Source organism: Nocardia jejuensis NBRC 103114 (assembly GCF_001613145.1).
In the GTDB taxonomy this organism is placed as follows: domain Bacteria; phylum Actinomycetota; class Actinomycetes; order Mycobacteriales; family Mycobacteriaceae; genus Nocardia; species Nocardia jejuensis.
In genome coordinates this window covers 231,864-257,639 of record NZ_BDBU01000027.1, presented here as the reverse complement: position 1 = coordinate 257,639, position 25,776 = coordinate 231,864, and the positions used below count along the sequence as shown (strand labels likewise).

At 69.2% G+C, this 25,776-nt stretch carries 23 protein-coding genes and 2 pseudogenes; 9 read left to right on the top strand and 16 right to left on the bottom strand.

The genetic code is table 11. The features are described 5' to 3' along the window. Positions 1 to 403: 403 nt before the first annotated feature. The 3 genes from tyrS to NJ1_RS22745 form a co-directional block, all read right to left on the bottom strand. Positions 404 to 1,687 carry a tyrosine--tRNA ligase gene (tyrS, locus tag NJ1_RS22755; RefSeq protein WP_067697649.1) on the bottom strand — a complete coding sequence of 428 codons (1,284 nt, stop codon included), beginning with the start codon at positions 1,685 to 1,687 and terminating at the stop codon, positions 404 to 406. A gap of 294 nt (positions 1,688 to 1,981) precedes the next feature. Continuing rightward, positions 1,982 to 2,419, bottom strand: a complete 438-nt coding sequence (locus NJ1_RS22750; protein WP_067697647.1) for a DoxX family protein — start codon at positions 2,417 to 2,419, stop codon at positions 1,982 to 1,984. 222 nt (positions 2,420 to 2,641) lie between these two features. Next, positions 2,642 to 3,313, bottom strand: a complete 672-nt coding sequence (locus tag NJ1_RS22745; RefSeq protein ID WP_067697646.1) for a FadR/GntR family transcriptional regulator — start codon at positions 3,311 to 3,313, stop codon at positions 2,642 to 2,644. Positions 3,314 to 3,530: 217 nt separating this feature from the next. Between NJ1_RS22745 and NJ1_RS22740 the strand changes: the two are divergent. Then, positions 3,531 to 4,859: pseudogene (locus NJ1_RS22740) on the top strand (2-isopropylmalate synthase); the annotation flags it as partial. A gap of 63 nt (positions 4,860 to 4,922) precedes the next feature. Here NJ1_RS22740 and NJ1_RS41190 read toward each other — a convergent pair. From NJ1_RS41190 to NJ1_RS22720, 4 genes are all read right to left on the bottom strand, one after another. Then, entirely contained in the window at positions 4,923 to 5,597 is a 675-nt protein-coding gene (locus tag NJ1_RS41190; RefSeq protein ID WP_067697642.1) for a Clp protease N-terminal domain-containing protein, read from the bottom strand. Positions 5,598 to 5,660: 63 nt separating this feature from the next. After that, the gene (locus NJ1_RS22730) at positions 5,661 to 6,275 is read right to left on the bottom strand and encodes a DNA-3-methyladenine glycosylase (protein WP_067697740.1); all 615 of its coding nucleotides are present in this window, start codon (positions 6,273 to 6,275) and stop codon (positions 5,661 to 5,663) included. A 149-nt stretch (positions 6,276 to 6,424) separates the two neighbouring features. After that, positions 6,425 to 7,333 (bottom strand): RNA polymerase sigma-70 factor, encoded by a 909-nt coding sequence (locus tag NJ1_RS22725; RefSeq protein WP_245717528.1) that lies wholly within the window; start codon positions 7,331 to 7,333, stop codon positions 6,425 to 6,427. Between the two features lie 76 nt (positions 7,334 to 7,409). After that, positions 7,410 to 8,750, bottom strand: coding sequence for an NAD(P)/FAD-dependent oxidoreductase (locus NJ1_RS22720; protein WP_084478625.1), 1,341 nt, complete (start codon positions 8,748 to 8,750; stop codon positions 7,410 to 7,412). Positions 8,751 to 8,929: 179 nt separating this feature from the next. On the opposite strand from NJ1_RS22720, the gene NJ1_RS22715 reads away from it, so the two are divergent. Further along, a complete protein-coding gene (locus NJ1_RS22715; RefSeq protein ID WP_067697640.1) occupies positions 8,930 to 9,649 on the top strand; it encodes a DsbA family oxidoreductase in 720 nt (239 codons plus the stop codon). 52 nt (positions 9,650 to 9,701) lie between these two features. On the opposite strand, the gene NJ1_RS22710 is transcribed toward NJ1_RS22715, so the two are convergent. The 7 genes from NJ1_RS22710 to NJ1_RS22680 all read right to left on the bottom strand — a co-directional run bounded on the left by NJ1_RS22710 (position 9,702) and on the right by NJ1_RS22680 (position 15,735). Then, a complete protein-coding gene (locus NJ1_RS22710; RefSeq protein ID WP_067697639.1) occupies positions 9,702 to 10,880 on the bottom strand; it encodes a low temperature requirement protein A in 1,179 nt (392 codons plus the stop codon). 52 nt (positions 10,881 to 10,932) lie between these two features. Beyond that, complete coding sequence (locus NJ1_RS22705; protein WP_067697637.1) at positions 10,933 to 11,637, bottom strand: flavodoxin family protein; 705 nt, start codon at positions 11,635 to 11,637, stop codon at positions 10,933 to 10,935. Continuing rightward, positions 11,634 to 12,056 carry a hypothetical protein gene (locus tag NJ1_RS22700; protein WP_157574158.1) on the bottom strand — a complete coding sequence of 141 codons (423 nt, stop codon included), beginning with the start codon at positions 12,054 to 12,056 and terminating at the stop codon, positions 11,634 to 11,636. Before NJ1_RS22700 ends, NJ1_RS22705 begins: the two co-directional genes overlap by 4 nt. After that, a complete protein-coding gene (locus NJ1_RS22695) occupies positions 12,053 to 13,138 on the bottom strand; it encodes a molybdopterin-dependent oxidoreductase (protein WP_084478633.1) in 1,086 nt (361 codons plus the stop codon). The genes NJ1_RS22700 and NJ1_RS22695 overlap by 4 nt, the downstream gene beginning before the upstream one ends. 212 nt (positions 13,139 to 13,350) lie before the next feature. After that, entirely contained in the window at positions 13,351 to 13,992 is a 642-nt protein-coding gene (locus NJ1_RS22690; RefSeq protein ID WP_067697736.1) for a methyltransferase domain-containing protein, read from the bottom strand. A gap of 226 nt (positions 13,993 to 14,218) precedes the next feature. After that, positions 14,219 to 14,911: a TIGR04282 family arsenosugar biosynthesis glycosyltransferase gene (locus NJ1_RS22685; RefSeq protein WP_067697735.1), complete on the bottom strand. Its 693-nt coding sequence runs from the start codon at positions 14,909 to 14,911 to the stop codon at positions 14,219 to 14,221. 158 nt (positions 14,912 to 15,069) lie between these two features. Further along, the gene (locus NJ1_RS22680; protein WP_067697633.1) at positions 15,070 to 15,735 is read right to left on the bottom strand and encodes a glycosyltransferase family 2 protein; all 666 of its coding nucleotides are present in this window, start codon (positions 15,733 to 15,735) and stop codon (positions 15,070 to 15,072) included. 124 nt (positions 15,736 to 15,859) lie between these two features. Here NJ1_RS22680 and NJ1_RS22675 point away from each other — a divergent pair, with 124 nt between their 5' ends. The 3 genes and pseudogenes from NJ1_RS22675 to NJ1_RS22665 all read left to right on the top strand — a co-directional run bounded on the left by NJ1_RS22675 (position 15,860) and on the right by NJ1_RS22665 (position 19,417). Next, positions 15,860 to 17,536, top strand: coding sequence for a glycosyltransferase family protein (locus NJ1_RS22675; protein ID WP_067697734.1), 1,677 nt, complete (start codon positions 15,860 to 15,862; stop codon positions 17,534 to 17,536). 5 nt (positions 17,537 to 17,541) lie between these two features. Continuing rightward, positions 17,542 to 18,198, top strand: a pseudogene (locus NJ1_RS22670) (response regulator transcription factor); the annotation flags it as partial. Between the two features lie 166 nt (positions 18,199 to 18,364). Continuing rightward, positions 18,365 to 19,417 (top strand): sensor histidine kinase, encoded by a 1,053-nt coding sequence (locus NJ1_RS22665; RefSeq protein ID WP_067697631.1) that lies wholly within the window; start codon positions 18,365 to 18,367, stop codon positions 19,415 to 19,417. Between the two features lie 298 nt (positions 19,418 to 19,715). On the opposite strand, the gene NJ1_RS22660 is transcribed toward NJ1_RS22665, so the two are convergent. Then, positions 19,716 to 20,774: an NAD-dependent epimerase/dehydratase family protein gene (locus NJ1_RS22660; protein ID WP_067697630.1), complete on the bottom strand. Its 1,059-nt coding sequence runs from the start codon at positions 20,772 to 20,774 to the stop codon at positions 19,716 to 19,718. A 492-nt stretch (positions 20,775 to 21,266) separates the two neighbouring features. Between NJ1_RS22660 and NJ1_RS22655 the strand changes: the two genes are divergently transcribed. From NJ1_RS22655 to NJ1_RS22640, 4 genes are all read left to right on the top strand, one after another. After that, positions 21,267 to 22,793 (top strand): multicopper oxidase family protein, encoded by a 1,527-nt coding sequence (locus NJ1_RS22655; RefSeq protein WP_067697627.1) that lies wholly within the window; start codon positions 21,267 to 21,269, stop codon positions 22,791 to 22,793. Between the two features lie 170 nt (positions 22,794 to 22,963). Next, positions 22,964 to 23,728: an ABC transporter ATP-binding protein gene (locus NJ1_RS22650; RefSeq protein WP_067697626.1), complete on the top strand. Its 765-nt coding sequence runs from the start codon at positions 22,964 to 22,966 to the stop codon at positions 23,726 to 23,728. Beyond that, a complete protein-coding gene (locus NJ1_RS22645) occupies positions 23,725 to 24,513 on the top strand; it encodes an ABC transporter permease (protein ID WP_067697625.1) in 789 nt (262 codons plus the stop codon). The genes NJ1_RS22650 and NJ1_RS22645 overlap by 4 nt, the downstream gene beginning before the upstream one ends. Next, positions 24,510 to 25,121 (top strand): TetR/AcrR family transcriptional regulator, encoded by a 612-nt coding sequence (locus tag NJ1_RS22640; protein ID WP_067697624.1) that lies wholly within the window; start codon positions 24,510 to 24,512, stop codon positions 25,119 to 25,121. The genes NJ1_RS22645 and NJ1_RS22640 overlap by 4 nt, the downstream gene beginning before the upstream one ends. Here the strand turns inward: NJ1_RS22640 and NJ1_RS22635 are convergent. Beyond that, entirely contained in the window at positions 25,111 to 25,329 is a 219-nt protein-coding gene (locus NJ1_RS22635; protein WP_067697623.1) for a Trm112 family protein, read from the bottom strand. The two genes, NJ1_RS22640 and NJ1_RS22635, sit on opposite strands and share 11 nt — an antisense overlap. Between the last annotated feature and the right edge of the window lie 447 nt (positions 25,330 to 25,776).

The following is a 25,776-nucleotide window of genomic DNA, read 5'->3' as shown; positions in this document are numbered from 1 at the left end:
GGCGCACACGTCGTCGGTCTGAGTTGATCAGATGTCCAACGAGGCAACTTTTCCAGCCTACACATCCGACTCCGGAGAGTCAAGAATTAGTTTCTCTGACTGGTGTTCATCCGCCAGGCGCTCATCGTCCAACCTCGTCTCTCGGTCTTGATTTCCAGCCTGTGAGCTGGGCTTTCGGCTCCGAGTCGGTGTCCGTGTCGCTCTGACCTGGACCAAGTTACGCGGCGGATAACGCTAGGTCAAATCCGCTGGTGACCGTTCCGTCTGCGCTGGTCAGAGGGTCGTGACCGGGGCGATTTCCGACCCGGGCCACATATTTGTGACCCAGGTCATCGCAGGATTCTTCCGGCATGAAATCCGGACCTACCGGTACCGACTTTTGCGGGTGATCAGTTCCGAACGGTCAGTTTCGTACGCGCTGTGCGCCGGCGAAGTTCTTCTTGCCGCGCCGCAACACCAGCCAACTGCCGTGCAGGTAATCCGAATCGGACGGAGTCCACTCCAGATCGGAGATCTTCTCGTTGTTCACGGCCGCGCCGCCCTCGTTGACAGCGCGACGAGCCGCACCCCGCGAATCACTCAGCCCGGAGGCCACGAGCAGATCGACGATGGTCGTCTCGGCGTTCGCCTCGGCGACCTTGCCGTCGACCGCGGCCTCGGTGAGCGCGGCCGCGAGGGTCGACTCGTTGAGATCACGCAGCTCGCCGCGACCGAACAGGGCCTGACTGGCCAGCTGCACGGATGCGGTGTTCTCCTCGCCGTGCACCAGCGTGGTCATCTCCGCGGCCAGCCGGCGCTGCGCCTCTCGGGCGTGCGGCCGCTCGATGGTGGCCTGCTCGAGTTCGTCGAGTTCCTCGCGGGACAGGAAGGTGAACCAGCGCAGGTAGCGCACGACGTCGGCGTCGGCCGTGTTCACGAAGTACTGGTACCAGGCGTACGGGCTGGTCATCTCCGGATCCAGCCAGAGGCTGCCGCCGCCGGTGGACTTGCCGAACTTCTTGCCGTCGGCGGAGGTCACCAGGGGCACGGTCAGCGCGTGCACGTGCTCGCCGTCGACCCGGCGATTGAGCTCCACGCCCGCGATGATGTTGCCCCACTGATCCGAGCCACCCACCTGCAGCACGCACGCGTGAGTGCGGCGCAACTGCAGAAAGTCGTTGGCCTGCAACAGCATGTAGCTGAATTCGGTGTAGGACATGCCGTCGCTCTCGAGCCGCCGTTTGACGGTGTCGCGCGCCAGCATGACATTCACCGAGAAGTGCTTGCCGATATCGCGCAGGAAGGACACCGTGCTCAGCGGCCCGGTCCAATCCATATTGTTCGCGATGATCGCGCCCGTCGGCGACTCGTCCAGATCGACGAACCGCTCGAGCTGCGACCGGATCCGCCCGGCCCACTCGGCCACCGTGTCCGTGGAGTTCATGCTGCGCTCCCCCACATCGCGGGGATCGCCGATGAGCCCGGTGGCGCCACCCGCGAGCACGACCGGCCGATGCCCCGCTCGCTGGAACCGCTTCAACGCCAACAGGGGAACGAGATGCCCGGCGTGCAGGCTCGCCGCGGTCGGATCGAACCCGGCATAGAGGGTGATCGGCCCCTTCCCCAGTTCCGCACGCAGTGCGTCCAGGTCGGTGGACTGCGCGATCAATCCGCGCCAGGTCAGTTCGTCGATGATGTCGCCGCTCACGTCTCCCCATCTTTCCGCACTTCGATCCACTCCCGACGCACAGGTCACCTCCAGCGACGATCGGCGTGGCGACGGTGGCATCCCGCGGCCTCGGGAGGTCACCGTCCTGGCCGACCATCCTCCGCGGCCAGGCGATTGTCACTCGATTTTCGATGGGCCCGACGTGGTCCGGACAGCAGAACGCCGCCGCCGATGAGTTCGGCGGCGGCGGTGGCGAGTTCCACGGCCCCTAGCGGACGCGCGAAATCCGCTGCCGGTTCCTGCGGCAGCGGATCTGCGGTCGAGCGGGGAGGTTCAGCGGTTCACCAGGTTGGTGAAGGTGCTGAAGGACTCGCGGCGCTCGTAGGCGATCCAGGCGAACATGACGGCCAGGATCAGGGGGAAGGGCGCGAGGGTCGGGTTCCCCAGGAGGAAGGCCTGCGTGGCGGCGGCCAGGACGGTGGTGATCGAGAGACCGGCGGCGGCCGGGCCGCTCAGGCGGGGAACCAGCAGGCCGATTCCGCCGGAGACCTCGACGACGCCGGTGAAGTAGCGGAACCACTCGCCCCAGCCGATCTCGCGGAAGGCTTCCACGGCGTCGGACTGGCCGATCAGCTTCGGCAGGCCCGAGGCGACGATGAAGAAGACGCCGAACAGGATCTGCAGGGTCCACAGAACGCGGTTGCGGGCCTTGCCGGGACGGGCGGTGGTGGCGGAGGAGGAGGTCTGGGTGGTGGAGGCGATGGCAGTCATGTCGAATGTCCTTCCGGGGCTTGTCTGTTCGTTGTCGAACTCGCTTGCCGGATATGACGGGGCCGATCACGGAAACTCATCGCGGTTCCGAAAGAATTTTTTCCAGGCCGAGCTCGAGCCTGTGACCAGCGCAGATCACGCGCGAACCCACGGACTCACACGCGAGAAGGCTCGAACGGCCAGGGCTCGCCAGCGGCAGGGCTCGAACGGGCCGGGGTACGGCTAGGACTCGAACGCGGCCTTGAGGGAGGTGAGGTGCACGCGGCTGGCGGTGGCCGCGTCCTCCGGCCTGCGGGCCCGGATCGCGTCGTAGAGGACTTCGTGCGCGTCGTGGTCGGCGCGCGGATCGTGCATCGGACGCAGGCTCAGCATGTCGATCATGGCCCGGCGCGAGCGCGGAACGAACGCATTGAACATCTCGAGCAGGATGTCGTTGTGCCCGGCGGCGACCACCGTGCGGTGAAAGGCCGTGTCGGCATCGACCAGGGCCTCGATCGAATCGCCCGCCTCGGCCCGGGCGGCGAGACCGCGAAGCATGGCGCGCAGATCGGCGGGGGTGCGCCGGCGAGCGGCCAGCGCCGCGCCTTCGGCCTCGATCGCGATCCGGGCCTCGATGACGGTGACGACGTCGGCGCGGCGCAGCACCGTGTCCCAATCCTCCGCGACATCGAGCGCGGTGACGAAAACGCCCGCACCCTGGCGGCTTTCGAGCACACCGCGCCCGGCCAGCTCGCGAATGGCCTCGCGCAGGGTCGAGCGGCCGACGCCGAGTTGAACGGCGAGCGTGGTCTCCCCGGGCAGGCGATGCCCCAGTTCCCACTCCCCCGAGCGGATGCGGGTGAGCAGCACCTCGGCGGCCTGTGCGGCGAGCGGATGCCTCTGGACCTGGGCCATGAATTCTCAGCCTCTCTACTTGTCTGAGGAGTTGTTTCCCTCTAGTCTAAGCCACATGACATCGGGTGCACTGCTTCTCCTTCGCCGCCGCGACAGGGTCTGACCGACCGGCACCCTGTCCGCGGGTTGCTGGGCTGCGCCGGTCGTTCCTTCGACGCGAAAGAGCACAGCAACCATGTCTACTTCCCTGCCCTGGAACCGCCAGCAGTCCTCGCCCATGCCCTCGCATCGGTATCGCGATGTGTACCAGCGAGTTTCGGTGCCACTGACCGAGCGTGCATGGCCCGCCAACCGAATCACCCAGGCCCCGCTGTGGGTGCCGGTCGATCTGCGCGACGGCAATCAGGCTCTGGCCGAACCGATGGACCCGCAGCGCAAGCGTCGCTTCTTCGAACTGCTCGTCACCATGGGCTACAAGGAAATCGAGGTCGGGTACCCCAGCGCCTCGCAGGCCGATTTCGATTTCGTGCGCCTGATCGGATCGGAGGGGCTCGCTCCCGAGGATGTCAGCATCGTGGTGTTCACCCCCGCGCGTCGCGATCTGATCGAGCGGACGGTCGACTCCATCCGCGGCCTGACCAATCCCGTGGTGATCCACATGTACACCGCGACCGCGCCGACCTGGCGGGATGTCGTGCTCGGCGCGTCCCGCGAGCGGGTCGCCGAGATGATCACCGGCGGCGGGCGCGACATCCTGGAACTGGCCGGGGACATGGCCAACGTGCGATTCCAGTTCTCCCCCGAGGTCTTCATGCTGACCGAGCCGGATTTCGTGCTCGACCTGTGCGACCGGATGACCACGCTGTGGGATGCGGTCCCGCAACGCCCGGTCACCCTGAATCTGCCCGCCACGGTGGAGATCGCGACGCCGAACGTCTACGCGGACCAGATCGAGTACATGCACCGGAATCTGGCGCGGCGCGAGAGCGTGATCCTGTCGGTGCATCCGCACAACGACCGCGGGACCGGGGTCGCCTGTGCGGAACTGGCGGTGCTGGCGGGCGCGCAGCGCGTGGAGGGTTGTGTATTCGGCAACGGCGAGCGCACCGGCAATGTGGACCTGGCCACGCTGGCCTTGAATCTGCATGCGCAGGGCGTGGATCCGATGATCGACTTCTCCGATATCGACGAGGTGCGGCGAACGGTGGAGTACTGCACCGGGATCGCGGTGCACGAGCGGCATCCGTACGCGGGCGACCTGGTCTACACCGCATTCTCGGGAACGCATCAGGACGCCATCAAGAAGGGATTCGCCGAGCATCGGGATCGGGCCGCGCGGCTGGACGTCGACGAGCGCGACATCGCCTGGGAGGTACCGTATCTGCCGATCGATCCGGCGGATGTGGGTCGGACCTACGATGCGGTGATCCGGGTCAACTCGCAGTCCGGCAAGGGCGGGATCGCCTATCTGCTGCAGCAGGAGTACGGGGTGGAGATGACGCGCGAGCAGCAGATCGAGTTCGCGCGGCATGTGCAGCGGTACACCGATCGGACCGGGACCGAGGTCTCGGCGGAGAAGCTCTTCGAGCTGTTCAACGAGGTGTACTCGACCGTCGAGGAGGCGGTGCGGGCGTAGCGATCGGGGCGCGGCGGGCGCGCCCCGATCGGCTCACCCGTGGATATCGCCTGCCCGGGAACCGGATTCGCCGAGCCGCTGTTCCAGCTCGGCGACCCGGTGCTCCAGATCCGCGACGCGCTGTTCGACGGTGGAACCCGCACGGGCGGCCGATTCCCGAGCCGCGACGGCCGCCGCTTCGGCGACGGACCACGTTTTCGCCGACGCCGGAGTATCTCGCGATTCGGCTGCCGCGGAAGGTGATTCGTCGCCCGAAGGCGCGGAATCGGGCTCGCGCGGCGTGTCCGGAGCCAGAACGCGGGCACGCACGTGCGCCGCGTCCGCTCCGAGGCCGGTGAGAATCTGCGCGGCGACGCCGTCCCGTTCCTCGACCAGCCCCAGCAGCAGGTGCTGAGTGTCGATCTCGGTGTCGTGCAACGCTTTAGCCTCGTACAGCGACAGTTCCAGGACGCGCTTCGCGCGCGGCGTGAAGGGAATCTGCCCGGACGGCTCCTCGGTTCCGTGCCCGATGAGCTGTTCCACCTTCTCGCGCAGGATCTTCAGGTCGACGTCCAGATCGGTGAGCACGCGGAACGCGAGACCCTGTCCCTCGTGCACGAGTCCGAGCAGCAGGTGTTCGGTGCCGATGTAATTGTGCTGGAGCAGTCGCGCTTCCTCCTGGGAAAGGACGACAACCCGCCGGGCGCTTTCGGAGAATCGATTGAACATGGGTACCCCCTGGGAGACCGTTCTCCTCCACGGTAGCCCGCTCTCGGGGGTCCTGGTGGGGACTCAGGCAGGTCGATCCGCACGCGGACTGCGCCGATACGCGGACACCGCAGCCGAATCCGGCAGCCACAATCGCCACGGCCGATCCGCCGCGAGACTGACCCCGACGCGTGGCCCGGCGGCGACGGCGCCCCGAGCGGTGATCGAAGGCCCGAGTTCCACGCGGATCGGCGATGTCGGATCGAACAGTCGAGTTCCGTAGTCCGCCAAGACGATTCCCAGCGCGCTGCCGACATTTCCCGGCCCCCGCGCGAATGCGGCCGGCGTGCGGGCGGCCGGGCGACGGGCCCGCACCTCGTCCTGCCCCGCGATGATCTCCCCGGCCCGGATGAGCACCGCGCTCGCGATCCCGTCCGGCCCGGTGGTGACGTTCACACAGGTGTGCATCCCGTAACTGAGGTAGACGTACAGCACCCCCGGCGGGCCGAACATGACCGCGTTGCGCGGAGTCCGGCCCCGGCCCGAATGCGCCGCCGGATCGGGCCAGGGCCCGGCCGGGTCACCGCCGTACGCTTCGACCTCGACGATTCGCATGCCGACCGGCCCCGACCACAGCGTCGCGCCGAGCAGCCGTCGCGCGGCGGCCAGCGGTTCCCCGGCGAGATCTTCGGCACTCACGACGATCGATTGTCCCGGACCGCCGGCCGAGGTCCCACGCGGGGACACCCGCAGTGGCGGCCGAGATCCGCGATCGACGTACGCACCCGGGCTTCCGGTGGATCGTCCCGCCACGGCTCGGTGCACGGCGCTCCGCCGCGAACCGCGCGTCAGCCGCGATTCAACCCGCGCAGCTTGTCGGGATTGACCTGGAACCGGATGTTCTCGATCCGCCCGCCGCGAATGTCGTAGGTGAACGCGGCACCCCGATAGTCCCCGACGACCGCGAGCACACCGAGTTCGCCGTTGATGACCGCGGATTCGAGCTGGATCCCCGCCCGCACCCACACCGGTTTCGCCATGACCCCGAGCATCCAGCGCGCCACGTGATCCGGACCGTGCAGCGGCCGGCGCGCGGCGGTGACCTTGCCGCCGCCGTCGTTCCACAGCGTGACCTCGGGTGCGAGGATTTCCATCAGCGCGTTGAGGTCTCCGCCCTGGCACGCGGCCATGAACTTGGCGGTGATCTCGTCGCGCGCGTCCGCATCGGCGTCGAAACGCGGGCGGCGCGAGTGCACGTGCGAGCGGGCGCGATGCGCGATCTGGCGGACGGTGGCCTCGGGCCGATCCAGGAATCCGGCGATCTCGGCGTGCGAGTAACCGAACACCTCGCGCAGGACGAAGACCGCGCGTTCGACCGGAGCCAGGGTTTCCAGCACGACCAGCATGGCGGTCGACACGGTGTCGGCCACTTCGGTCTCCTCGGCGGCGTCGGGTGCGGTGAGCAGCGGTTCGGGCAGCCACGGGCCGAGGTACGTTTCGCGGACGGCGCGGGCGGAGGTGAGGCGATTGAGCGCGAGATTGGTGACGACGCGGACCAGATACGCCTTGGGGTGCTCGACCGTGGCGCTGTCGACGGCGTTCCACTTGAGCCAGGTGTCCTGCAGGATGTCCTCGGCATCGGTGACGGTGCCGAGCATCTGATACGCGGTGCCGAACAGCAGGCGGCGGTGCTCGACGAAGGGGTCGATGTCCCGCGGCGGGGGTGTGGGGCGGATCGGGTCCTGCATGGGAATCATGCCTACCGGATATGTCGGCGGGGGCCGAGCGCGGAGCCGGGATACCGCTCGGATATCCCGGCGGGCAGGGACGGAGTCATACGGTCACGCGGGCGGGAGCGCCATCGACGGGAGCCGGTGCAGCCGCATCGCGAGCCGAACGAGCATCCCGCGCAGCAGCGGCAACCCGAGCAGCACCGGCATCCAGCGCCGAACGGTCGTCCCGAACGGGAGCGGCAGATCTCGGGGCGGGAGCAGCCGTCGTCCGCGTGGCACGGCCGCCCTTGGACAGCTGCACCTGTGCGCTCAGATGCTTGCTCATCGTGAACGTCGGCACCGGGCTGCCGCTGACGCTCTCCTTGTAGAACACGGCGGCACGGCCGCGCAGGTACCAGCGCGCCGGGGCGTCGTCGGCCTTGGTGAACTGGATGACCGCGTCCTTGCGGCCCAGGCTCACCGGTTGGTGGAAGTAGCCGAAGCGGAAGGGCCGCACCGGCTTTCCGCGCATTCGCCGGGCCACGGCGTCGGCGGCGTAGGCGGCCGTGGGCATGCCCGATTGGCAGGTGCCGTGAATCTGCCCCCACGCCATGCGAATCGCGGCGGCGTCACCGACGGCGTGAATCTCCGGATGCGACACCGAGCGCAGGGTGGCGTCGGTGATGACGAGACCCTGTGCGTCGGTGGCGATTCCGGCCCGTGCCGCGAGCGGGGACACCGTGACGCCGCTGGTCCACAGGGTCAGGTCCGAGGCGAGGATCTCGCCGTTCTCCAGGCGGACCGAATCCGGCAGCACCTGGGCGACCCGGTGCCCGAGGACGCGCCGCACCCCGAACCGGTCGAAGGCGCGGTTCAGATGCGCACGGGCCCTGTCCCCCATCATCTTTCCGGGCTCGGTCGAGCTGACCAGGGTCACGTGCAGTCCCGGATGCGATTCGGCGATTTCGGCGGCGGCTTCGATTCCGGTGAGCCCGCCGCCGCAGACGGTGACCGTGCCACCGTGCGCGGCGATCTCGGTCAGCCGCACCGAGAATCGGCGTGCCAGCCGGGGATCGTCGAGGGTCCAGGCGTGGTCCGCGACGCCCGGCACCCGCGTGGTGTCGGTGCGGCTGCCGATCGCGTAGATCAGATCGTCGTAGTGCAGGATCGCGCCGTCGTCGAGGGTCACCGTCCGAGCGGCCGGGTCGATGCCCGCGGCGGCGGCCTGGTGGAAAGTCACGCCCGAACCGTGCAGCAGGTCCGGAATATGGTGATTCGCGAGTTCCTGCCCGGCCGCGATCTGGTGCATGCGCAGCCGCTCGGTGAAGCGGGCCGACGGGTTCACCAGCGTGACCCGGGCCGCCGACCTGCGAGTGCGGCGCGCCACCCGGATGGCGGCCAGCATGCCGGTGTATCCCGCGCCGAGGACGACGATTTCGTGTGTGGTGCCGTGGGTGTTCATGGTGTGCTCCCTTGGGCTCGTTCACTGGGTCGGTCATGGGACAACCGAGCCGCCCGGAACGTGACAGCCCGTCCGAGTGAGCTGGGTCACTGTGGAATCTTCGGCACGGCCGATCGGTTGGAATCCACGACAGCAGGCGCTCCGGCCTGCGACAACGTTCCTTCGTGGAGTGAGGTGTGATGGCCGTACAGGTCGAAATCTGGACCGATATCAACTGCCCGTTCTGTTATCTGGGCAAGCGGCGCTTCGAGGAGGCGCTCGCGGAGTTCCCGCATCGGGACGCGGTTCAGGTGGTGCACAAGTCCTTCGAACTCGATCCGACGCTGCCGCACGGGCACAGTGACGCGGTGGTTCCGCACATCGCGGAGAAGTACGGAATCAGCGAAGCGCAGGCCGCGGCCAACGAGCGCGGAATCGCGGCGCAGGCCGAGGCGATGGGGTTGACCTACCGGACCGATGGCCGCGACTTCGGCAGCAGCTTCGATATGCACCGACTGCTGCACTGGGCGCTCGAACTCGGCAGGCAGGAGGCCCTGCTGGACGCGCTGTACGCCGCGAACTTCGCCGACGACGCGCCGTTGTTCGGCGACACCGAGCGCCTGGTTCAGGTGGCGGTCGGCGCCGGGTTCGACGACACGCAGGTGCGCGCGGTGCTCGCCGACCCCGATGCCTACGCCGAGGCGGTGCGCGCGGACGAACGCGAGGCCACGCGACTCGGCGCGAACGGCGTGCCGTTCTTCGTCCTCGATCGCAAGTACGGGGTATCCGGCGCGCAGCCGTCCGAGGTGTTCGCGCAGGCGCTGGCCAAGGCGTGGAGCGATCACGCGCCCGAACTCGAGATCGTCGCCGAGGGTGACGCCTGCGGGCCCGAGGGGTGTGCGCTACCCGAAAAGGGCTGAGCCGCAAGGGCGCCGGCGCCGCGGTATGCCGTCGCCGCACCCCGGCGCTCGCTCAGAGTCCGTGCGGGTGCGCCTCGAGATACGCACTGGTCTCACCAGCGCGCACGCTCATGAGGTCGTCCGCGATGACGAGGCCGTAGCCGACGACGATCAGCACCGCGAGCTGTCCCCACGCCACCCAGACCACGCCGATGGGTGCGGTGGCCAGCACCGCCGCCGCCGCGGCGAGCCGCATCCAGGGGCGCGGCAGGCCCAGTACCAGCCGGAATCCGAACTGCCCGAGGAAGAACAGCGCCAGTCCGCCCGACAGGGCGAGCGCGGCGGCGGCCGCGGCGGGTTCGTTGCCGTGCGCGATGGTCATCGAGATCCCGGCCGCGGTCATGATGATGCCCAGCAGCACCACGAACAGCGCGTATCCGTACGCGGCGACGGCCTTGCGCTGGCGGCGCTCGGGCCGCACCGCCGCCAAGGCGTGCTCGCCGTGTTCGTCGTCGAGTCCGAAGTAGGCCCACCACAGCACATATCCGAGGGTCAGGCCCAGCGCGACGGTCGCCACCAGGCCCACGGTGATGTCCCGGCCGGACAGGCCGACTCCGATCGCGACGATCGATTCGCCGATCGCGACGATGACCACCAGACCGTGGCGTTCACAGAAATGGCTGACCCGGATCACGAATCCGGCGGGGTCGATCGTGAACGACGTCACCACCTGGATCACCAGGACCAATGTCCACAGCACGTAGCGCGGCCAGCCGTGCACCAGTCCACCGGCCAGTACGAGCCCCGCGGACAGCGCGTTCATGGGAGCCAGTCGCAGTACCGCCGAAGCCGCCGTGCGCCCGCCGGAGAACGCGAAGAGCGCGGTGTGCACCGTATTGACCAGCACGTAGGCAAGGCCGAACACGAGCCCGGAGCCGGTGAACGCGCCGGGGATCGCCAGCGCCAGCAGGAAGAACCCGAACATGCCGATGAGCAGGAAGGTGCGCCGCTGCGAATTGTTCGGCGCGACCTCGTTGGTCAGCCAGACGTATCCGCTGTACATCCACCAGATGACGCCGAAGGTGATCGCGATCTGACCGAGCGCGGTCCAGCCCGGGTGATGGGTGAACGCGTGGGTCAGCTGCGTCATGGTGAACACGAAGACGAGGTCGAAGAACAGTTCCAGGGTGGAGGCTCGGATCTGGCCGCCTTCGGCCGCGTCCTCGGCCGTATTCGCAGTATTGCTGGTCACCCGGCAGAGCGTAGAACGGCGACGCGCCGAGCGCGCGCTCTGCCCGGGCGCGTCAACGGTATTCGGGATTCTCGAAGTCGAAGCGACAGCCCGCGTCCCATTCGCTGCGCTGGTTGCCGTGCGCCGGGAAGCCGCCCGCGTCGGCGAGCATGCGGGCCAGGTGCATGAGGTTCCAGGTCATGAAGGTGGTGTTGCGGTTGGTGAAATCGTTCTCGGGGCCGCCGGAGCCCGCGTCCAGATAGGACGGGCCGGGACCCGCCTCGCCGATCCAGCCCGCATCGGCCTGCGGCGGAATGCAGTAGCCGATGTGCTGCAGGCTGTAGAGGACGTTCATGGCGCAGTGTTTGATGCCGTCCTCGTTGCCCGTGATCAGGCAGCCGCCGACGCGGCCGTAGTAGGCGTACTGCCCGGCGTCGTTGAGCACACTGGAATTGGCGTAGAGGCGTTCGATGACCTGCTTCATGACGGAGCTGTTGTCGCCCAGCCAGATCGGCCCCGCCAGCACCAGGATGTGCGCGTCCATCACTCGGCGTTGCAGCGCGGGCCAGGCGTCGGTTTCCCAGCCGTGCTCGGTCATATCGGGCCACACGCCCGTCGCGATGTCGTGATCGACGGCGCGGATATGCGAGACCGAGACGCCGTTCTTCTCCATGATGCGAGCGCTCAGGTCGATCAGGCCCTGGGTATTGCTGGTCCCGGGTGAGCGCTTGAGCGTGCAGTTGATGAACAGCGCGCGCAGGTCGGCGAAATCTGTCATGGTTCTTCACCTTTCGACGCCGATCGCGTTCGGCGATGCGATTCGGCCGTATAGAGAGCGACCAGCGCCCAGATCGTGACGAGCGCGAGCGCGAGCCCGATTCCGTAGGGGCGGTCCAGGATCGTCGGATTGTTCGGCAGGGATCGGCCCACGACCGGGACCGCGAGCAGCACCAGGGTGACGGTGGCGACCGCGCCGCAGGCGGCAGGAGCCCACCAGTTCCTCGGCAGCACACGGCGTCCGGCCAGACCGATCGCCGCGCACAGGGGCGCGAAGACCGCGTCGTGCAGCAGGATCCCGCCCGCGAACCAGAACACGGTCGACCGGAGATCGACCGGATTCTGGTGCAGCAGCAGGGATATGCCGTATCCCGCGAGCCAGAGGCCCGCGCAGGCCAGGACGAGTCTGATCAGGGTCATGCGAGCACCTCGATGGTCGAGAGCCATTTGGTCTGCAGGACGCCGGGACGGTTGGGGGCGATCAGGCGGCACGGGTAGCCGTGGTCCAGGTTCAACTCGTCGCCGTTGAGGCGCAGCGCGACCAGCGTGTCGGCGGCGATCGCGTGCGGTCGCGGCAGCACCGAGGTGCGGTACAGCCCACCACCTTCCAGCGAGGTGAACCGCACCTCACCGCCGGAGTATTCACCGACCGCGGCGAGCAGATCACGCAGGCGCACCCCGGACCAGTGCGCCGAGGCGCTCCACCCTTCGACGCACGCGATCGGCAGAACGGCGGATGTCTGTGGCAGGGCGGCGAGTTCGGCCCGGGTGAAGCTCCGCATGCGGTCTCCGACGGTCACCGCGAGGGCGTAGTCGGCGGCATGGGCCTTGTCCGCCACTCCCGCGTCCGCGGCGGACCGGTTCACCGGAACCCCCTGCGGCCCGTGCCCGCTACGCGGAGCCAGCACCGACACCCAGCGCAGGAACGGCACGGTCTGGCCCGCCACCGCGAGTCCCGCGACCACCGCCGCGATGCCCGCGACGCCGAGCACGGCACGACGCGAAATGCCTGCTGCGGCAGTCGCTTCCGGCGTCCGCGCAGTGGCGGCGACCGGTGGGGAATTCACGGGATGGGACAACGCTTCTCGCACGATGGGCAGCTTCACCGCGAGGTGCACCGCGAGCGCACCGAACGCGACGTACGCCATGGCGTAATGCGTGCTGGTGAAGAAGAACTTCCACGGATAGTTCTGCGCGGTGTTGAACAGCCCGGTCACCAGCTGGAAGATCACCGAACCCACCAGTACCGCAATGGATCCCCGCTCCAACTGCCGCACGATGCCGCCGAACAGCGGCCGAGCGAAGAGCCGCGGATACACCGCCCACAGCTTCACCAGCAGCAGCGGAATCGCCACCACACCCGAGATCACATGCGCGCCCTGGGTGACCCGGTACAACCACACCGGATGCGCGGGCCACCAGAACCACGTCGGCGGATGCTGGATCCAATGACTGATCAGCCCGGTACAGAAACACACCGCGATGGAGACTCCCAGGGCCATCCCGACTCGGGCCGCCACCGCCGGTCCCCGCGCACTCGACACCTCACGGGTCAGCGCCCGGGGCAGCAGCAGTTCACGGCCGCCCTCCGAGCCGTGGGGCTCCCGCCGGCCCCGGCCACCGACTCCGGACGTATCGGCAGCCCGATCCGTACCCGGCGACGACGCCGAGCTCCCTTCCGATTCGGGTGTCGCATCCCGCTCGGATCCGTCGGTCATGACCGTGCCAACCAGGCGATGGGACGACCGGAGACGGTGGCGGTGGTCAGGACGCGCAGGCCCGCTGCGGCGGTGAGGGTTTCGGCGCGTTCGATGCCGACTCGCGCCCAGGGGAACCATTCCCCGACCCCCGAGGGGGCCTCGAGGCGGATGCGCTCGATGATCAACCCGGTTCCGGGACGCGCGAATTCGACGATGGCCACGCCGTCCGGAGCCAGCAGGTCGCGGGCGCGGCGCAGGATCCGGAGCGGATCGCCGCCGATTCCCAGATTGCCGTCCGCGAGCAGCGCGTAGGCCCAGCGCCCGGTGCCGGGCAGGGGGCCGAACAGATCGCGGCGCAGTGCGGGCACACCTCGCCGACGGGTCATGGCGACCGCCATCGGTGAGATGTCCACCCCGAGCGCGGCCACCCCGCGCCTGGTCAGTAGCGCCGCCAACCGTCCCGGACCGCATCCGAGATCCACCGTCGGACCGTCACAGCAGCAGGTCAGCACGTGATCGGCGCGATGATCGGCCGCCGAGTCGCCGGCCCCACCGAGCCAGCGCCGCACCCGAATCCGATGCCGCGCCCCACTCCGGTTGCGCACCCAGCAGTCCTCCCCCGCCAGCGCCCGGTCGTAGACATCCAACTCGGTCATCACCTGTGCACCGAATTCGACTGCCGTGCGGAGCATTCGGTCTCGGCAGACCGTCGCGCGGGCGCCTCGTCGGGCACGACGCTCGGCTCGGCCGCAGCGGTACGCGCGCGCCGGACGGAATCGCTCGGCAGCGAGAGGGCCCAGTCTCGGCCCGACCTCGATCGGAAGCCGCGAGTCACCCTCCCCGGCAGGCACTTTCCCGGTGGACTCGGCCGCACGGGGCCACTCACAGCAGGACCTCGGCGTCGGCGGCGCAGGCTCGCGCCACGGCGGCGGCGAAGCGGCCGTGGCATCGGGCGGCGACGGTGCGGGCGTCATCGTAGGTGTCCACATCGGTGAGGGTGGGGAGGGCGTGCGGATGGAAGCCGCAGCGGCGGAGCATGTTCCGGGTGTCCTCGCCGGTGTGATCGGTGGACATCGGAACCTGCGCGAGGAGGCGGGCGGGGCGGGGATCGGGCAGGCCCAGCGCCCACCAGCCGCCGTCCGTGGCCGGGCCGAGGACGGCGTCGGCGGTGGTGAGGAGTTGGATCGCGGAGGCCGCGAGCAGGGCGGGGTCCAGTTGCGGTGTGTCCATGCCGATCTGCAGCACCGGCAGCCCGGGGCGCGCGGCGTCGGCGTGCGCGTTGGCCAGCCGCTCGCCGAAGTCCGCGCCGCGCTGGGGAATCACGGTGAACTCGCGGAGCGCGTGCGCGATCTCGTCGGCCTGTTCGGCATCGGCGAGGTCGCCGGTCCAGGCGACAACACGGTGCTGGACCGATGTGCCGCGCATGGCGGCCAGGGTGTCCAGGAGGGAGGCGGCGGCGAGTTGCGCGGCTTCCCTCGGCGAAAAGGGCGGGGTCAGACGGGTTTTCGCGAATCCGGCGATCGGCGCTTTCGCGATCAGCAGGAGGGTTACCGGTAAGGCCCAGCCCGGCACCATTCCCGCCGGATGGGGGGCGAACCCGGCGAAATCATCGCTGAAGACGGGGGTTCGCCCGGAAGCGGTCTGGGCGGCGGCCGTCCCGTCGGCGCGATTCACGCGATCGACGGACTCACGGTGGACGGAGGTGCGGTGGGGGCCGGGACAGTCGGGGTGGGTCATCGGACGCTCCAGAAATCCTTTGCGGCGCGGAGGGTTCCGCGCAGTGAACCCGAGACCTTCGAGACGCCGTGGGTTCGCGGACGGTAGGTGATATCACGTTCGATCAGTCGCCAACCGGCTCCGGCGGCGGCGACCAGCAGGGCGAGCGGATAGCCGGAGCGCGGGTGCAGCGGTCCGAGAGCCAGCAGGCGCTCACGGTGGGCGACCCGCATGGCGGCGACGTCGTGGACGGGCAGGCGATAGCGGCTGCGGAGTCTGGCCGCGACGAGGATATTGCCGAGCCGTGCGTGCCAGGGCCAGGTGCGGGCATCGACGGGGCGCCGACGGCCGACGACCATGTCGACGTCGGAGGCGAGTTCGGCGACCAGGGCGGGTAGTTCACGGGGATCCATCGAGCCGTCCCCGTCCAGCACCGCGACGATGGGCGTCCCGGCGGCGCGGATCCCGGCATGCACGGCGCTGCCGTAGCCGGGTACCGATTCCGGGACGACGATCGCCCCCGCCGATCTGGCCACGGCCGCGGTGTCGTCGGTGGAGCCGTTGTCCACCACGATCACTCGATAACCCACCGGGATTGCCGACAGGATGCCGGGAAGTGCACCTGCTTCATCGCGACACGGGATCACCACGGTGACGCCCGACTGCTCGTTCGATTCGGTCACGCTATGACCGTAGGTCCGACCGACCCGAATTCGGCGCCGAACACCCGTGACGAATGTATGACAACACCTGTGCGGATGACCGGATCGGCTGGTGCGGGCGGTCGGGCGGCCTAGGGTGGGTGCCGTGCGGAACACTGCCGTCGCCCCGACTCCCCCCAGCCCGCGCCGCCGCGCCGATGTGTACTGCGCGGTGAGCGCACTCCTACTCGTCGCTGCCGCGTTCACAGTCCCGCGAATCATGGGCAAACAGTGGCAGGACCACCTGTACGCCGGCGCCGCGCCGATCTTCGGCAACTGGCTACCTCATGTGAGCTGGGGCACGGCCGCGGCGGTCGTGCTCGCGCTCGCCGTCATCGGCTACGGGCCGGACCTGTCCAGGCGGCTGCCGTGGCGGCGACTGCTGCTCGTCGCCTGGTCGGCCGCCGCCGCCTGGGCGTTCGCCCTGGCCATGGCGGACGGCTGGCAGCGCGGTTTCGCGGGCAGGCTCACCACCCACGACGAATACCTGCACGAGGTCGGCGGGGTGCGGGACATTCCGGCCATGCTGCGCGGATTCTCGGACCGGATCCTGGATTTCCAGCCCGATTCGTGGACGACCCACGTGTCCGGGCATCCGCCGGGCGCACTGCTGAGTTTCGTCCTGCTCGATCGCCTCGGACTCGGCGGCGGAGGCTGGGCCGCGCTGCTGTGCCTGCTCGTGGGAGCGAGCACCGCCGCGGCCGTGCCGGTGGCGATCCGCGCCCTCGGCTCGGAGGACAGGGCCCGCGCCGCGGTGCCGTTCCTGGTCCTGGCCCCGGCCGCGATCTGGATCGCGGTGTCGGCCGACGCTCTTTTCGCGGGTGTAACCGCCTGGGCCGTCGCGTTTCTCGCGATCGCGACCCGGCGGGACAGGCACTGGGCGCTGTGGGGCCTGGCCGCCGGACTCGCCTTCGGTTACGGGCTGTACCTGAGCTACGGTCTGGTGCTGATGGCGGTCCCGGCCGCGGCGGTCCTGCTCGCCCGCACCTTCCGGCCCATCGCACCCGCGGCGGTCGGCGTTCTGCTGGTGGTGGCCGCGTTCACGGCCGCCGGATTCTGGTGGCCGGACGGCTATCAGCTCGTGGTGGAACGCTATTACCAGGGCATCGCCAGCGAGCGGCCCTTCTCCTACTGGGTGTGGGGCAACCTGGCGGCGACGATCTGCGTGGTCGGCCTGGCATCGGCGGCGGCCCTGCACCGTGTCGTGGGCGGGCTGCGGATCCGGGAACCGTTGCGGGCGTTGCGCACCGTGCCGGGCGAGGGGCACTCACCCGGTATCACGCCGGGCACCGTGCGGAGCAACGCGAGCCCGGCGACCGAGCACGGCGACGCAAACCCCGGCGAACCCGACCGCACCCGTGCCTCGTCCCCCATCGAATCGACCGCGGATGCGCGGATCGGAGAACCGCTGCGGTCCGAGCACAGCTCGACGGCAACGCGGGTGCGGGATCTGACCGACGAGGCTGTCGGCCAACGGAATCCGGGCACGGCGCGGTCCCGCACTCCCCTGCGCGTTTCCCGCGCCACGCTGTCGGCGGCCCTGCAATCCTGGCGAGCGACGGTGGATCCGGCCGCGCTGCTCGCCGTGGCGGGCGTCGTGGCGGTGCTGGCGGCGAATCTCAGCGGGTTGAGCAAGGCCGAGACGGAACGGATCTGGCTGCCTTTCGATGTGTGGATCCTGGCCGGGACGGCCCTGCTGCCCCGGCGCGATATACGACTGTGGCTGGCGGTGCAGGCCGTCGGCACACTGCTCGTTTCCCATCTCATACTGACGAATTGGTGACTCCCATGCGCATTCTGGTGGCGGACGACGACCCCGTGGTGCGGGAGGTGGTGCGGCGCTATCTCGAGCGGGACGGGTTCACCGTGATCGAGACCGCCGACGGTCCCGCGAGCGCGGAAGTGCTGGCGCGCAACGAGATCGACCTGGCCATTCTGGATGTGATGATGCCGCCGCCGGACGGGATCGACCTGGTGCGCACGGTGCGCGGCGGGCCGCACGCCGAGCTGCCGATCATCCTGCTCACCGCGCTCGGTGACGAGGACGATCGGGTGCTCGGATTGCAGTCCGGCGCGGACGATTACGTGACCAAGCCGTTCAGTCCGAAGGAACTCGCGCTGCGGGTGGCCTCGGTACTGCGCCGGGTGCGGCCCGACTCCGGCACCGCGCCGGTATTGCGCAGTGGCCCGGTGGAATTGCGGCCGGACGCGCGTACGGTGCAGATCGCGGGCTCCCCGGTCGAGCTGACCGCGCGTGAGTTCGACCTGCTCGCCTTCCTGCTGGCGAACCAGCAGCGCGTGTACAGCCGCAACGAGCTGCTGGCGGAGGTGTGGGGCTGGAACTTCGGCGACCTGTCCACGGTCACCGTGCACATCAAGCGATTACGCGCCAAACTCGGCGCCGCGCACCGGATCGACACGGTCTGGGGACGCGGATACGCCTGGGGCCGAATCGAATCGGGGCCGGACTCCGAATCTGCCGATACCCACGGCGGCGAGCGGCCGGACTCGACCCCGCGCGAAGGCGGCCGAACCGATTCTGGCCGAGTCGAGTCCGCCCGCGTGGGCTCGAGCCGCACCGACGCCTCCGAGCCGAGCACGAGGCCGCGCGATGCCCACTGATATGCACGGGCTGATCGGGTACGCCCTGATCGGATCGCTACCGGTGGTCGCGGTCGGCGCGCTGCTGCTGCGCTACACCCGCAATCGCGCCATGACCACGAGTATGGCGGTGCTGGTGCTGATTCCGACGCTGGCGACTCTGAGCGGGGTGATCACGGTGAGCGGGTTGATGTTCGACGAGGCGTTCGCGCGGGTGGTGGTCGTGCTCGCGGTCGTCACCGCGGTGACGGTGCCCGCCGCGATCCTGCTGGGCCGCGCGCAGGCCCGCGCGACGGTGTGGGAGCGGGAGATGCGCGAGCAGGAGCGTGCGGCCGACCGTTCGCGGCGCGAACTGGTGGCCTGGGTGAGCCACGATCTACGCACCCCGCTGGCCGGCATCCGCGCGATGGCCGAGGCGCTGTCCGACGGGGTCGTCGACGAACCCGCCGATGTGGCCAGGTACGCGGATCAGATCGTGCGCGAGACCAATCGGCTCTCCACCATGGTGGACGATCTGTTCGAGATGTCGAAGATCAACTCCGGTGCGCTGCGGCTCACCCTGGAACCGGTCGACCTGCGCGAACTCATCGACGAGGTGCTCGCCGCCAACGCGCCGACCGCCCAGCGCGCCCACATCACCCTCGCCGCCCGGCAGCCCGAGGATCGCATCGTCGTCTCCGGCAGCGACCGCGCCCTCGGCCGCGTCCTGACCAATCTGGTCGCCAATGCCATCGCCCACACTCCGCCCGGCGGGCGCATCGACATTTCCGCCGGTACGGACGACGACCAGGCCTGGACCCGAGTCGACGACACCGGCCCGGGCATCGCCGAGGCCGATCTGCCCCGCATCTTCGAGGTCGCCTATCGCGGCACCTCTGCCCGCTCCCCCGGCGCCGCCGAACTCGGCAGCAGCAGCGGCATGGGCCTTGCCATCGCCGCCGGACTGGTCGCCGCCCACGACGGCGACATCACCGCCCGCAACAGCGACCACGGCGCCCAATTCGAAATCCGCCTCCCCCTCCTGAATTCGGACACCGCGGCGCCCCTCGGCCGACACCCCTAGCCGCGGGTGCGGCCCGCGGATCGACAGGCGGAGTGCGGCTCTCGGGCGAACCGCGCCCGGGCGTCCCGGGCCGCACGAGCCCACCCGGCGCGCGGGCACCGTGCGCTTGGGCACGGTGCCGGTCGCGTCGGCGGTGCTCGGCGACGTCGTCGGAGTCCGGTGGATTTCACCTCGAGGCACTGCTGGAGACGGCGCTGCGGTGCTGCGACAACCGGACCGGCACATCACTTCCCGGACAGGCCGCGTCTCCTTCGGGCCGAGCATCGATCCCGGCGCTGTCGTCGCGGAACCGCAGATCTCAGCGCCAGGTCGGGGCCCCCGCGGCGACGGTTGCCCGCAGCGGGGCGGTGGCGAACTCGCGCAAGCCCTCGGCGGGTGCGATGGCGGCGGTGAAACCCAGTGTGGCGCGGGCTCGTTCGGGGCCCGCGACGATATGCCGGACGTCGCCGGGGCGGTAGTCTCCGGTCACCACCGGGGGTTTGCCGCCGTGCGCGTCCGCGAGCACGGCCGCCACCTCGGCGATGGTGATCGGGTGACCGGAGGCGACGTTCAGGGGGACGAAGGTGTCCACCGGATGCTCGAGCGCGGCGAGGTTGGCGGCGGCGATATCGCGGACGTGGATGAAGTCGCGGGCTTGACGACCGTCCTCGAAGACGCGAGGAGAGTCGCCCGCCTCGAGCGCGGAGCGGAAGATGGCCGCCACCCCGGAATACGGTGTGTCCCTCGGCATATCGGGCCCGTAGACATTGTGGTAGCGCAGCGCGGTGACGGTCGACCCGGTGACCGTCGCCCACGCCGAGGCGTAGTGCTCCTGCGCGAGTTTGCTTGCGGCGTACAGACTCCGGGGCCGCAGCGGGGCGTCTTCGTCGATCGCGGCCCAGCGCAGCGGCTCCCCGTCGGGTGCGAGGTGATCGAACCGCCCCTGGTCCAGATCCGTGAGACGGCGAGCGCCGGGCACCACCGGCGCACCCGCCGAATCCACATAGCGCCCTTCGCCGTACACCACCATCGACGAGGCCAGCACCAGATGCCGGCACGCCGCGCGATCCATGGCAGCCAGCAGCACCGCGGTACCCAGATCATTGTGGCTGGCGTACGCGGGCGCATCCTGCGCGCTCACCCCGGCCCCCACGACGGCGGCCTGATGACACACGGCGTCGATCCCGCGCAACTCACGATCCAGCGCGTCCGGATCGCGCACATCCACCCGCCGCACGTCCCCGGGCGTCACCGCGCCGGGCCCGTGCGCGGCGGCCAGCATGAGGTCGATCCCGACCACCTCGTGCCCGGCATCGCGCAGAGCGCGCCCGACATGTGAGCCGATGAATCCGGCCGCGCCGGTCAGCAGTACGCGCATGTGAACCGTCCTGAACAGTCGAGGGGAACGTCGGTGACAGGGGCGATTGTCGTCGCACCGGCCGACGAAATGGGACCGATCGAGCACCCTCGCGCGATTTGTCAGAGTTCCGTCACCAGCGCGGCGACGATATCGCACCGGCGCGGGCTCGGGAGCGGTGTCAGCGCCGGTTTGCCCCGTGCTTCGGGTGCGGACGCATCGAAGAATCGGGCCCGAGGAATTGCCCGCTGGGTTCGAGGCTGGTGGACTCACGTACCGGGGCGTTCCCGCGGGCCCGAACGCCGGTCTCGACCGAACCCCTGGCCATCGTGGACCGGGCTCGCACAGTGGCGATTCCCGCTCCGGCATCATCGCATCGGAGCAGGCCCGGGGAGTAGCGGAACCCCCGGCCCGAAACACCCCTTCACCAGGGGCAGGTCGGGGTGAGCCGGGTGAAAGATGGGGACGAATCCCGATACTGGGACCCGGCGCCGGACTTCTACTGTCAGCGGCATGGCGGAAGTTCGACGGTCGCGGATGCGGCGAATTCTGTTGATCCTCACCGGGATCGCGACGGTGCTCGCGCTCGTCGTCGGAGGCGGCGTGACGTGGATATATACGAGTGCGGACGTATCAACGGTCGGCACAATGGATTTCGATCAGGAGCTGAGCATTCCGCCGCTGGCGGACGCCACCGTGGAGGCGGACGGAACGCGGGTGTTCCAGCTCGACATGCGCTCGGGGAAAAAGGAATTCGAGCCGGGGCGGCTAGTCCGAACCTGGGGGTTCAACGGTGACTATCTCGGCCCCACCCTGCGGGCGCGGCGCGGTGAGCAGGTCCGGGTGCGGGTGCGCAATCAGCTCGAGGAGGCCTCGACGGTGCACTGGCACGGCATGCACCTGCCCGCGTCGATGGACGGCGGTCCGCATCAGATGGTCGACTCCGGCGGCACGTGGACGCCGGAGTGGAAGGTCGATCAGGCCGCGGCGACGCTCTGGTATCACCCACATCCGCACGGGGCCACCGAATCCCATGTCCGCAAGGGCCTGGCGGGCATGTTCCTGATCGACGACGACGCCTCGTCGGCACTGCCGCTGCCGCACGACTACGGCGTGAACGACCTGCCCCTGATCGTGCAGGACGTGAAGTTCTCCGGCGACCGATTCGCCACGGGCCGTGGCATGTTCGCCGATGTCGGCTTCCTCGGTGATCGCACGATGGTCAACGGCACACTCGCCCCGTTCCGCGAAGTCGGCGACGAGCTGGTGCGGCTGCGGCTACTCAACGCCTCGACCGCGCGGGTGTACAACTTCGGTTTCTCCGATGATCGCGCGTTCGCGCTGATCGGCACCGACGGCGGCCTGCTGGAACAGCCCGCGGAGATGAACAGCGTGCAGCTCTCCCCCGGCGAGCGCGCCGAGATCGTGGTGCGCATGCGCGCGGGTGAGCGCGTGCAGCTGCGCAGCGCGAACGCCGGTATGGGACTGGACTTCTGGAGCCGGCGCTTCAGCGGCGGCGACGATCGGTTCGACATTCTCGAGTTGCGCGCCGCCACCACCCTGCGGCCGTCCCCGCCGCTGCCCACCGCACTCGTGTCCGCACGGCTGCCCGAGGCCTCGGAGTCGGTGCGTGAGCGGACCTTCACGCTCGAGTTCGGGAAGATCAACGGTCAGGCGATGGCGATGGATCGCATCGACGCGACCGTCACGCGCGGCACGGTCGAGACCTGGGTGGTGCGCAACGAGGACGGCATGCCACACAACTTCCACGTCCACGATGTGCAGTTCGCGGTGACCGAGTACGGCGGCAAGGCGCCACCCGCGGCATTGCGCGGACCCAAGGACACGATCTTCCTGCCGCCGGGCGGCTCGGCAACCCTCGCGCTGCGCTTCGACGGCCCGGCCGATCCGAGCACGCCGTACATGTTCCACTGCCATCTGCTCTGGCACGAAGACCTGGGAATGATGGGCCAGTTCGTGGTCGTCGACCCCGGACAGGAGGCGGCGCCACCCGCACCCGCACACCATTCGGGACACTGAGCGCCCAGCCCACACCGGACCCGGTCCACACTCAACCTCCCCACCTGGGCGTATTCCACAAGACCCCGGCATGTCGCGTTGACACGCGGTCCGGGGTCTTGCGCTATCCGCACCCGCGTCGCACAATTCATCACACAGTGAATTCAACACACGATGAATTGAGGGTGACCATGACGGCCCCGAGCTCTGCCTCACCTCCCGGCGACGCGCCCACCGGCGCCTCCCCCGCCATCGCGATCGAACATCTGGAGGTCAGGCGCGGCGGACAACAGGTACTCCAGGACATTTCGCTGACCGTGCCGCGCGGCAGCATCACCGGCCTGCTCGGGCCCTCCGGCTGCGGCAAGACCACACTCATGCGCAGCATCGTCGGCACCCAGGTCGTCGAGAAAGGTTCGGTGCGGGTGCTCGGCGACGAGGCCGGATCGGCCGGCCTGCGCCGGCGCATCGGGTACGTCACGCAGGCGCCGAGCATCTACGACGACCTCACCGTGACCGACAATGTCGCGTATTTCGGTGCGCTGTACGGATCTTCGCGCACCGATATCGACGACGCGATCGCCGCCGTCGGCCTGGGCGCACGCGCCGGGCATCGCGGCAATCAACTCTCCGGCGGGCAGCGCACCCGCGTCTCGCTGGCGTGCGCGCTGGTCGCGAATCCGGAACTGCTCGTGCTCGACGAGCCCACCGTCGGCCTGGATCCGGTGCTGCGCGCGGATCTGTGGGAGCAGTTCCACGCCCTCGCGAAGCAGGGCCGCACCCTGCGGGTGTCGAGCCACGTGATGGATGAGGCCGAACACTGCGACGAACTGCTGCTGATGCGCGAGGGTCGCCTGCTGGCGCAGCTCAGCCCCGGCGAATTGCGTTCCGATACAGGCGAATCCAGCTTGGAGAACGCCTTCCTCGCACTCATCAGGAAGGAAGAAGCGCGATGACCACCACCCACCAGCGTCCCGGCGGTCCCAGTCCGCTGCGCTGCTACACCGCCACCAGCCTCCGAATCCTCAAGCAGCTGCAGGCCGATCACCGCACGGTCGCCATGATCCTGCTGGTGCCCGCGCTGCTCATGACGCTGCTGTACTTCGTCTACAAGAACTACCCGACCGTGCCCGGCGCACCGCGGCTGTTCGATCGCGTCGGCATCACCATGCTGGGCGTGCTGCCGTTCGTGGTCATGTTCCTCATCACCGCCATCGCCATGCAGCGCGAACGGGTGTCGGGAACGCTCGAACGCCTGATGACCACGCCGCTGTCCAAGCCGGCCCTGCTGGGCGGCTACGGCACCGCCTTCTCCGTCGCCGCCGCCGGGCAGGCCGTCATCGCGTGTGTGGTGTCGTTCTGGCTGCTGGACCTGCAGGCCGAGGGCAGCCCGATCCTGGTGGTGCTGATCGCCGTGGTCGACGCCGTTCTCGGTGTGGCACTGGGACTTCTGGCCAGCGCGTTCGCTCGCACCGAATTCCAGGCGGTGCAGTTCATGCCGGTCATCGTGCTGCCGCAGTTCTTCCTGTGCGGGCTGCTGGTGCCGCGCGGGCAGTTGCCGGGCTGGCTCGAGGCGATCAGCAATGTGCTGCCGCTGAGTTACGCGGTGGACGCGCTGCAGCAGGTGTCGGCGCACACGGGGGCGACGGGGCTGATGTGGCGGGATCTGGCGGTCGTGGCAGGATTCGCGATCGTGGCATTGGGATTGGGCGCGGCGACCCTGCGGCGGCGCACCGCGTGACGAGCGGCAACGGACACCGCAGCGGGCGCAGACCCGGGCACTCCGGCACCCGGGAGGCGATCCTCGACGCCGCCCGGGTGCGGTTCGCGCAGGTGGGATTCGATCGGGCGTCGATCCGCTCGATCGCCACCGCGGCGAGCGTGGATCCCGCACTGGTGCATCACTATTTCGGCACCAAGCAGCAATTGTTCACCGCCGCACTGGAATTCCCGGTCGACCCGGATGTGATCCTCACCCAGATCGCGGCCGTGCCGCTGGAACAGCTCGGCGAGACCATCGTCCGCGCGGTGCTCACCGTGTGGGACTCCCCCGCCGGCGTGCAGGCGGTCGCGGCGTTCCGCACGCTGATCGGCAGCGGCGACCCCGCGCTGGTGCGCACGTTCCTGCTCGACGTGGTGCTCAAAGATGTTCGGACCCGGGTGGATTCACCGCCCGGGTCGGGTGACAAACGGGCGGTGCTGGCGGCGTCTCAGCTGGCCGGGCTGCTGGTCACCCGCAAGATCATCCAGATCGAGCCGATCGCCTCCATGTCCATCGCCGAGCTGGCGGTCTCGGTGGGCCCCACGGTCCAGCGGTACCTCACCGGCGATCTGCCGATCAGCTACTGATGAAGGCGGCGTCTTCCGCGTCGCTCACGTCGCGGGCCTCGTCGATCAACAGGACCGGGATCCCGCCGTCGACCGGGTAGGCGCGGCGCAGACGCGGGTTGTAGAGCAGATCACTGCCCTGCTCGTCGCGCACGAGCAGCAGCGGCCCCTTGTCCTGCGGGCAGGCGAGCAGGCTCAGCAGGGTGGCGTCCAGGATTTCCTCCGACATGCAGGACAACCTACCGGGCCGCCGAGCCGAGCCGGGAATCGGCAGGGCAGGTCCGGGAATCGGCCGCGACGAGCCGGGAACCGGCAGGGCAGGTCCGGGAATCGGCCGCGACGAGCCGGGAACCGGCCGAGCCCGTCCAAGAAACAGACCGGATGAACCAGCAATCGGCAGAGCCCGTCCAAGGAACAAACCGAACGAACCGGCAATCGGCGTAGCAGGTTCAGAGACTGCCCGGATGAACCGGCCATAGATGGAGCACCTTCAGAGACTGCCCCGACGAACCGGCCATAGGTGGCGCAGCTTCAGAGACTGCGCCGACGAACCCGGTGATCGGAAGAGCTCGTCCAGAAGTCGGCCAGGGACGAGGCGTGAATCGGCGACGTCGCGATGGAACTCCGCGACGCCGCTGGGACTCGGCGACGGAATGCTGGGACCCGGCGACGGAAT

What these genes read in the sequence shown, in the direction of transcription:
- NJ1_RS22660 (WP_067697630.1), bottom strand. Translation starts at nt 20,774, where the DNA reads ATGCGCGTACTGCTGACCGGCGCGGCCGGATTCATCGGCTCACATGTC.
- NJ1_RS22745 (WP_067697646.1), bottom strand. Translation starts at nt 3,313, where the DNA reads ATGGCCCAGGTCCAGAGGCATCCGCTCGCCGCACAGGCCGCCGAGGTG.
- NJ1_RS22635 (WP_067697623.1), bottom strand. Translation starts at nt 25,329, where the DNA reads ATGTCGGAGGAAATCCTGGACGCCACCCTGCTGAGCCTGCTCGCCTGC.
- NJ1_RS22650 (WP_067697626.1), top strand. Translation starts at nt 22,964, where the DNA reads ATGACGGCCCCGAGCTCTGCCTCACCTCCCGGCGACGCGCCCACCGGC.
- NJ1_RS22665 (WP_067697631.1), top strand. Translation starts at nt 18,365, where the DNA reads ATGCCCACTGATATGCACGGGCTGATCGGGTACGCCCTGATCGGATCG.
- NJ1_RS22685 (WP_067697735.1), bottom strand. Translation starts at nt 14,911, where the DNA reads ATGGTGCCGGGCTGGGCCTTACCGGTAACCCTCCTGCTGATCGCGAAA.
- NJ1_RS22725 (WP_245717528.1), bottom strand. Translation starts at nt 7,333, where the DNA reads ATGATTCCCATGCAGGACCCGATCCGCCCCACACCCCCGCCGCGGGAC.
- NJ1_RS22705 (WP_067697637.1), bottom strand. Translation starts at nt 11,637, where the DNA reads ATGACAGATTTCGCCGACCTGCGCGCGCTGTTCATCAACTGCACGCTC.
- NJ1_RS22715 (WP_067697640.1), top strand. Translation starts at nt 8,930, where the DNA reads ATGGCCGTACAGGTCGAAATCTGGACCGATATCAACTGCCCGTTCTGT.
- NJ1_RS22655 (WP_067697627.1), top strand. Translation starts at nt 21,267, where the DNA reads ATGGCGGAAGTTCGACGGTCGCGGATGCGGCGAATTCTGTTGATCCTC.
- NJ1_RS22690 (WP_067697736.1), bottom strand. Translation starts at nt 13,992, where the DNA reads ATGACCGAGTTGGATGTCTACGACCGGGCGCTGGCGGGGGAGGACTGC.
- NJ1_RS41190 (WP_067697642.1), bottom strand. Translation starts at nt 5,597, where the DNA reads ATGTTCAATCGATTCTCCGAAAGCGCCCGGCGGGTTGTCGTCCTTTCC.
- NJ1_RS22695 (WP_084478633.1), bottom strand. Translation starts at nt 13,138, where the DNA reads ATGGCCCTGGGAGTCTCCATCGCGGTGTGTTTCTGTACCGGGCTGATC.
- NJ1_RS22720 (WP_084478625.1), bottom strand. Translation starts at nt 8,750, where the DNA reads ATGAACACCCACGGCACCACACACGAAATCGTCGTCCTCGGCGCGGGA.
- NJ1_RS22645 (WP_067697625.1), top strand. Translation starts at nt 23,725, where the DNA reads ATGACCACCACCCACCAGCGTCCCGGCGGTCCCAGTCCGCTGCGCTGC.
- NJ1_RS22700 (WP_157574158.1), bottom strand. Translation starts at nt 12,056, where the DNA reads ATGACCCTGATCAGACTCGTCCTGGCCTGCGCGGGCCTCTGGCTCGCG.
- NJ1_RS22750 (WP_067697647.1), bottom strand. Translation starts at nt 2,419, where the DNA reads ATGACTGCCATCGCCTCCACCACCCAGACCTCCTCCTCCGCCACCACC.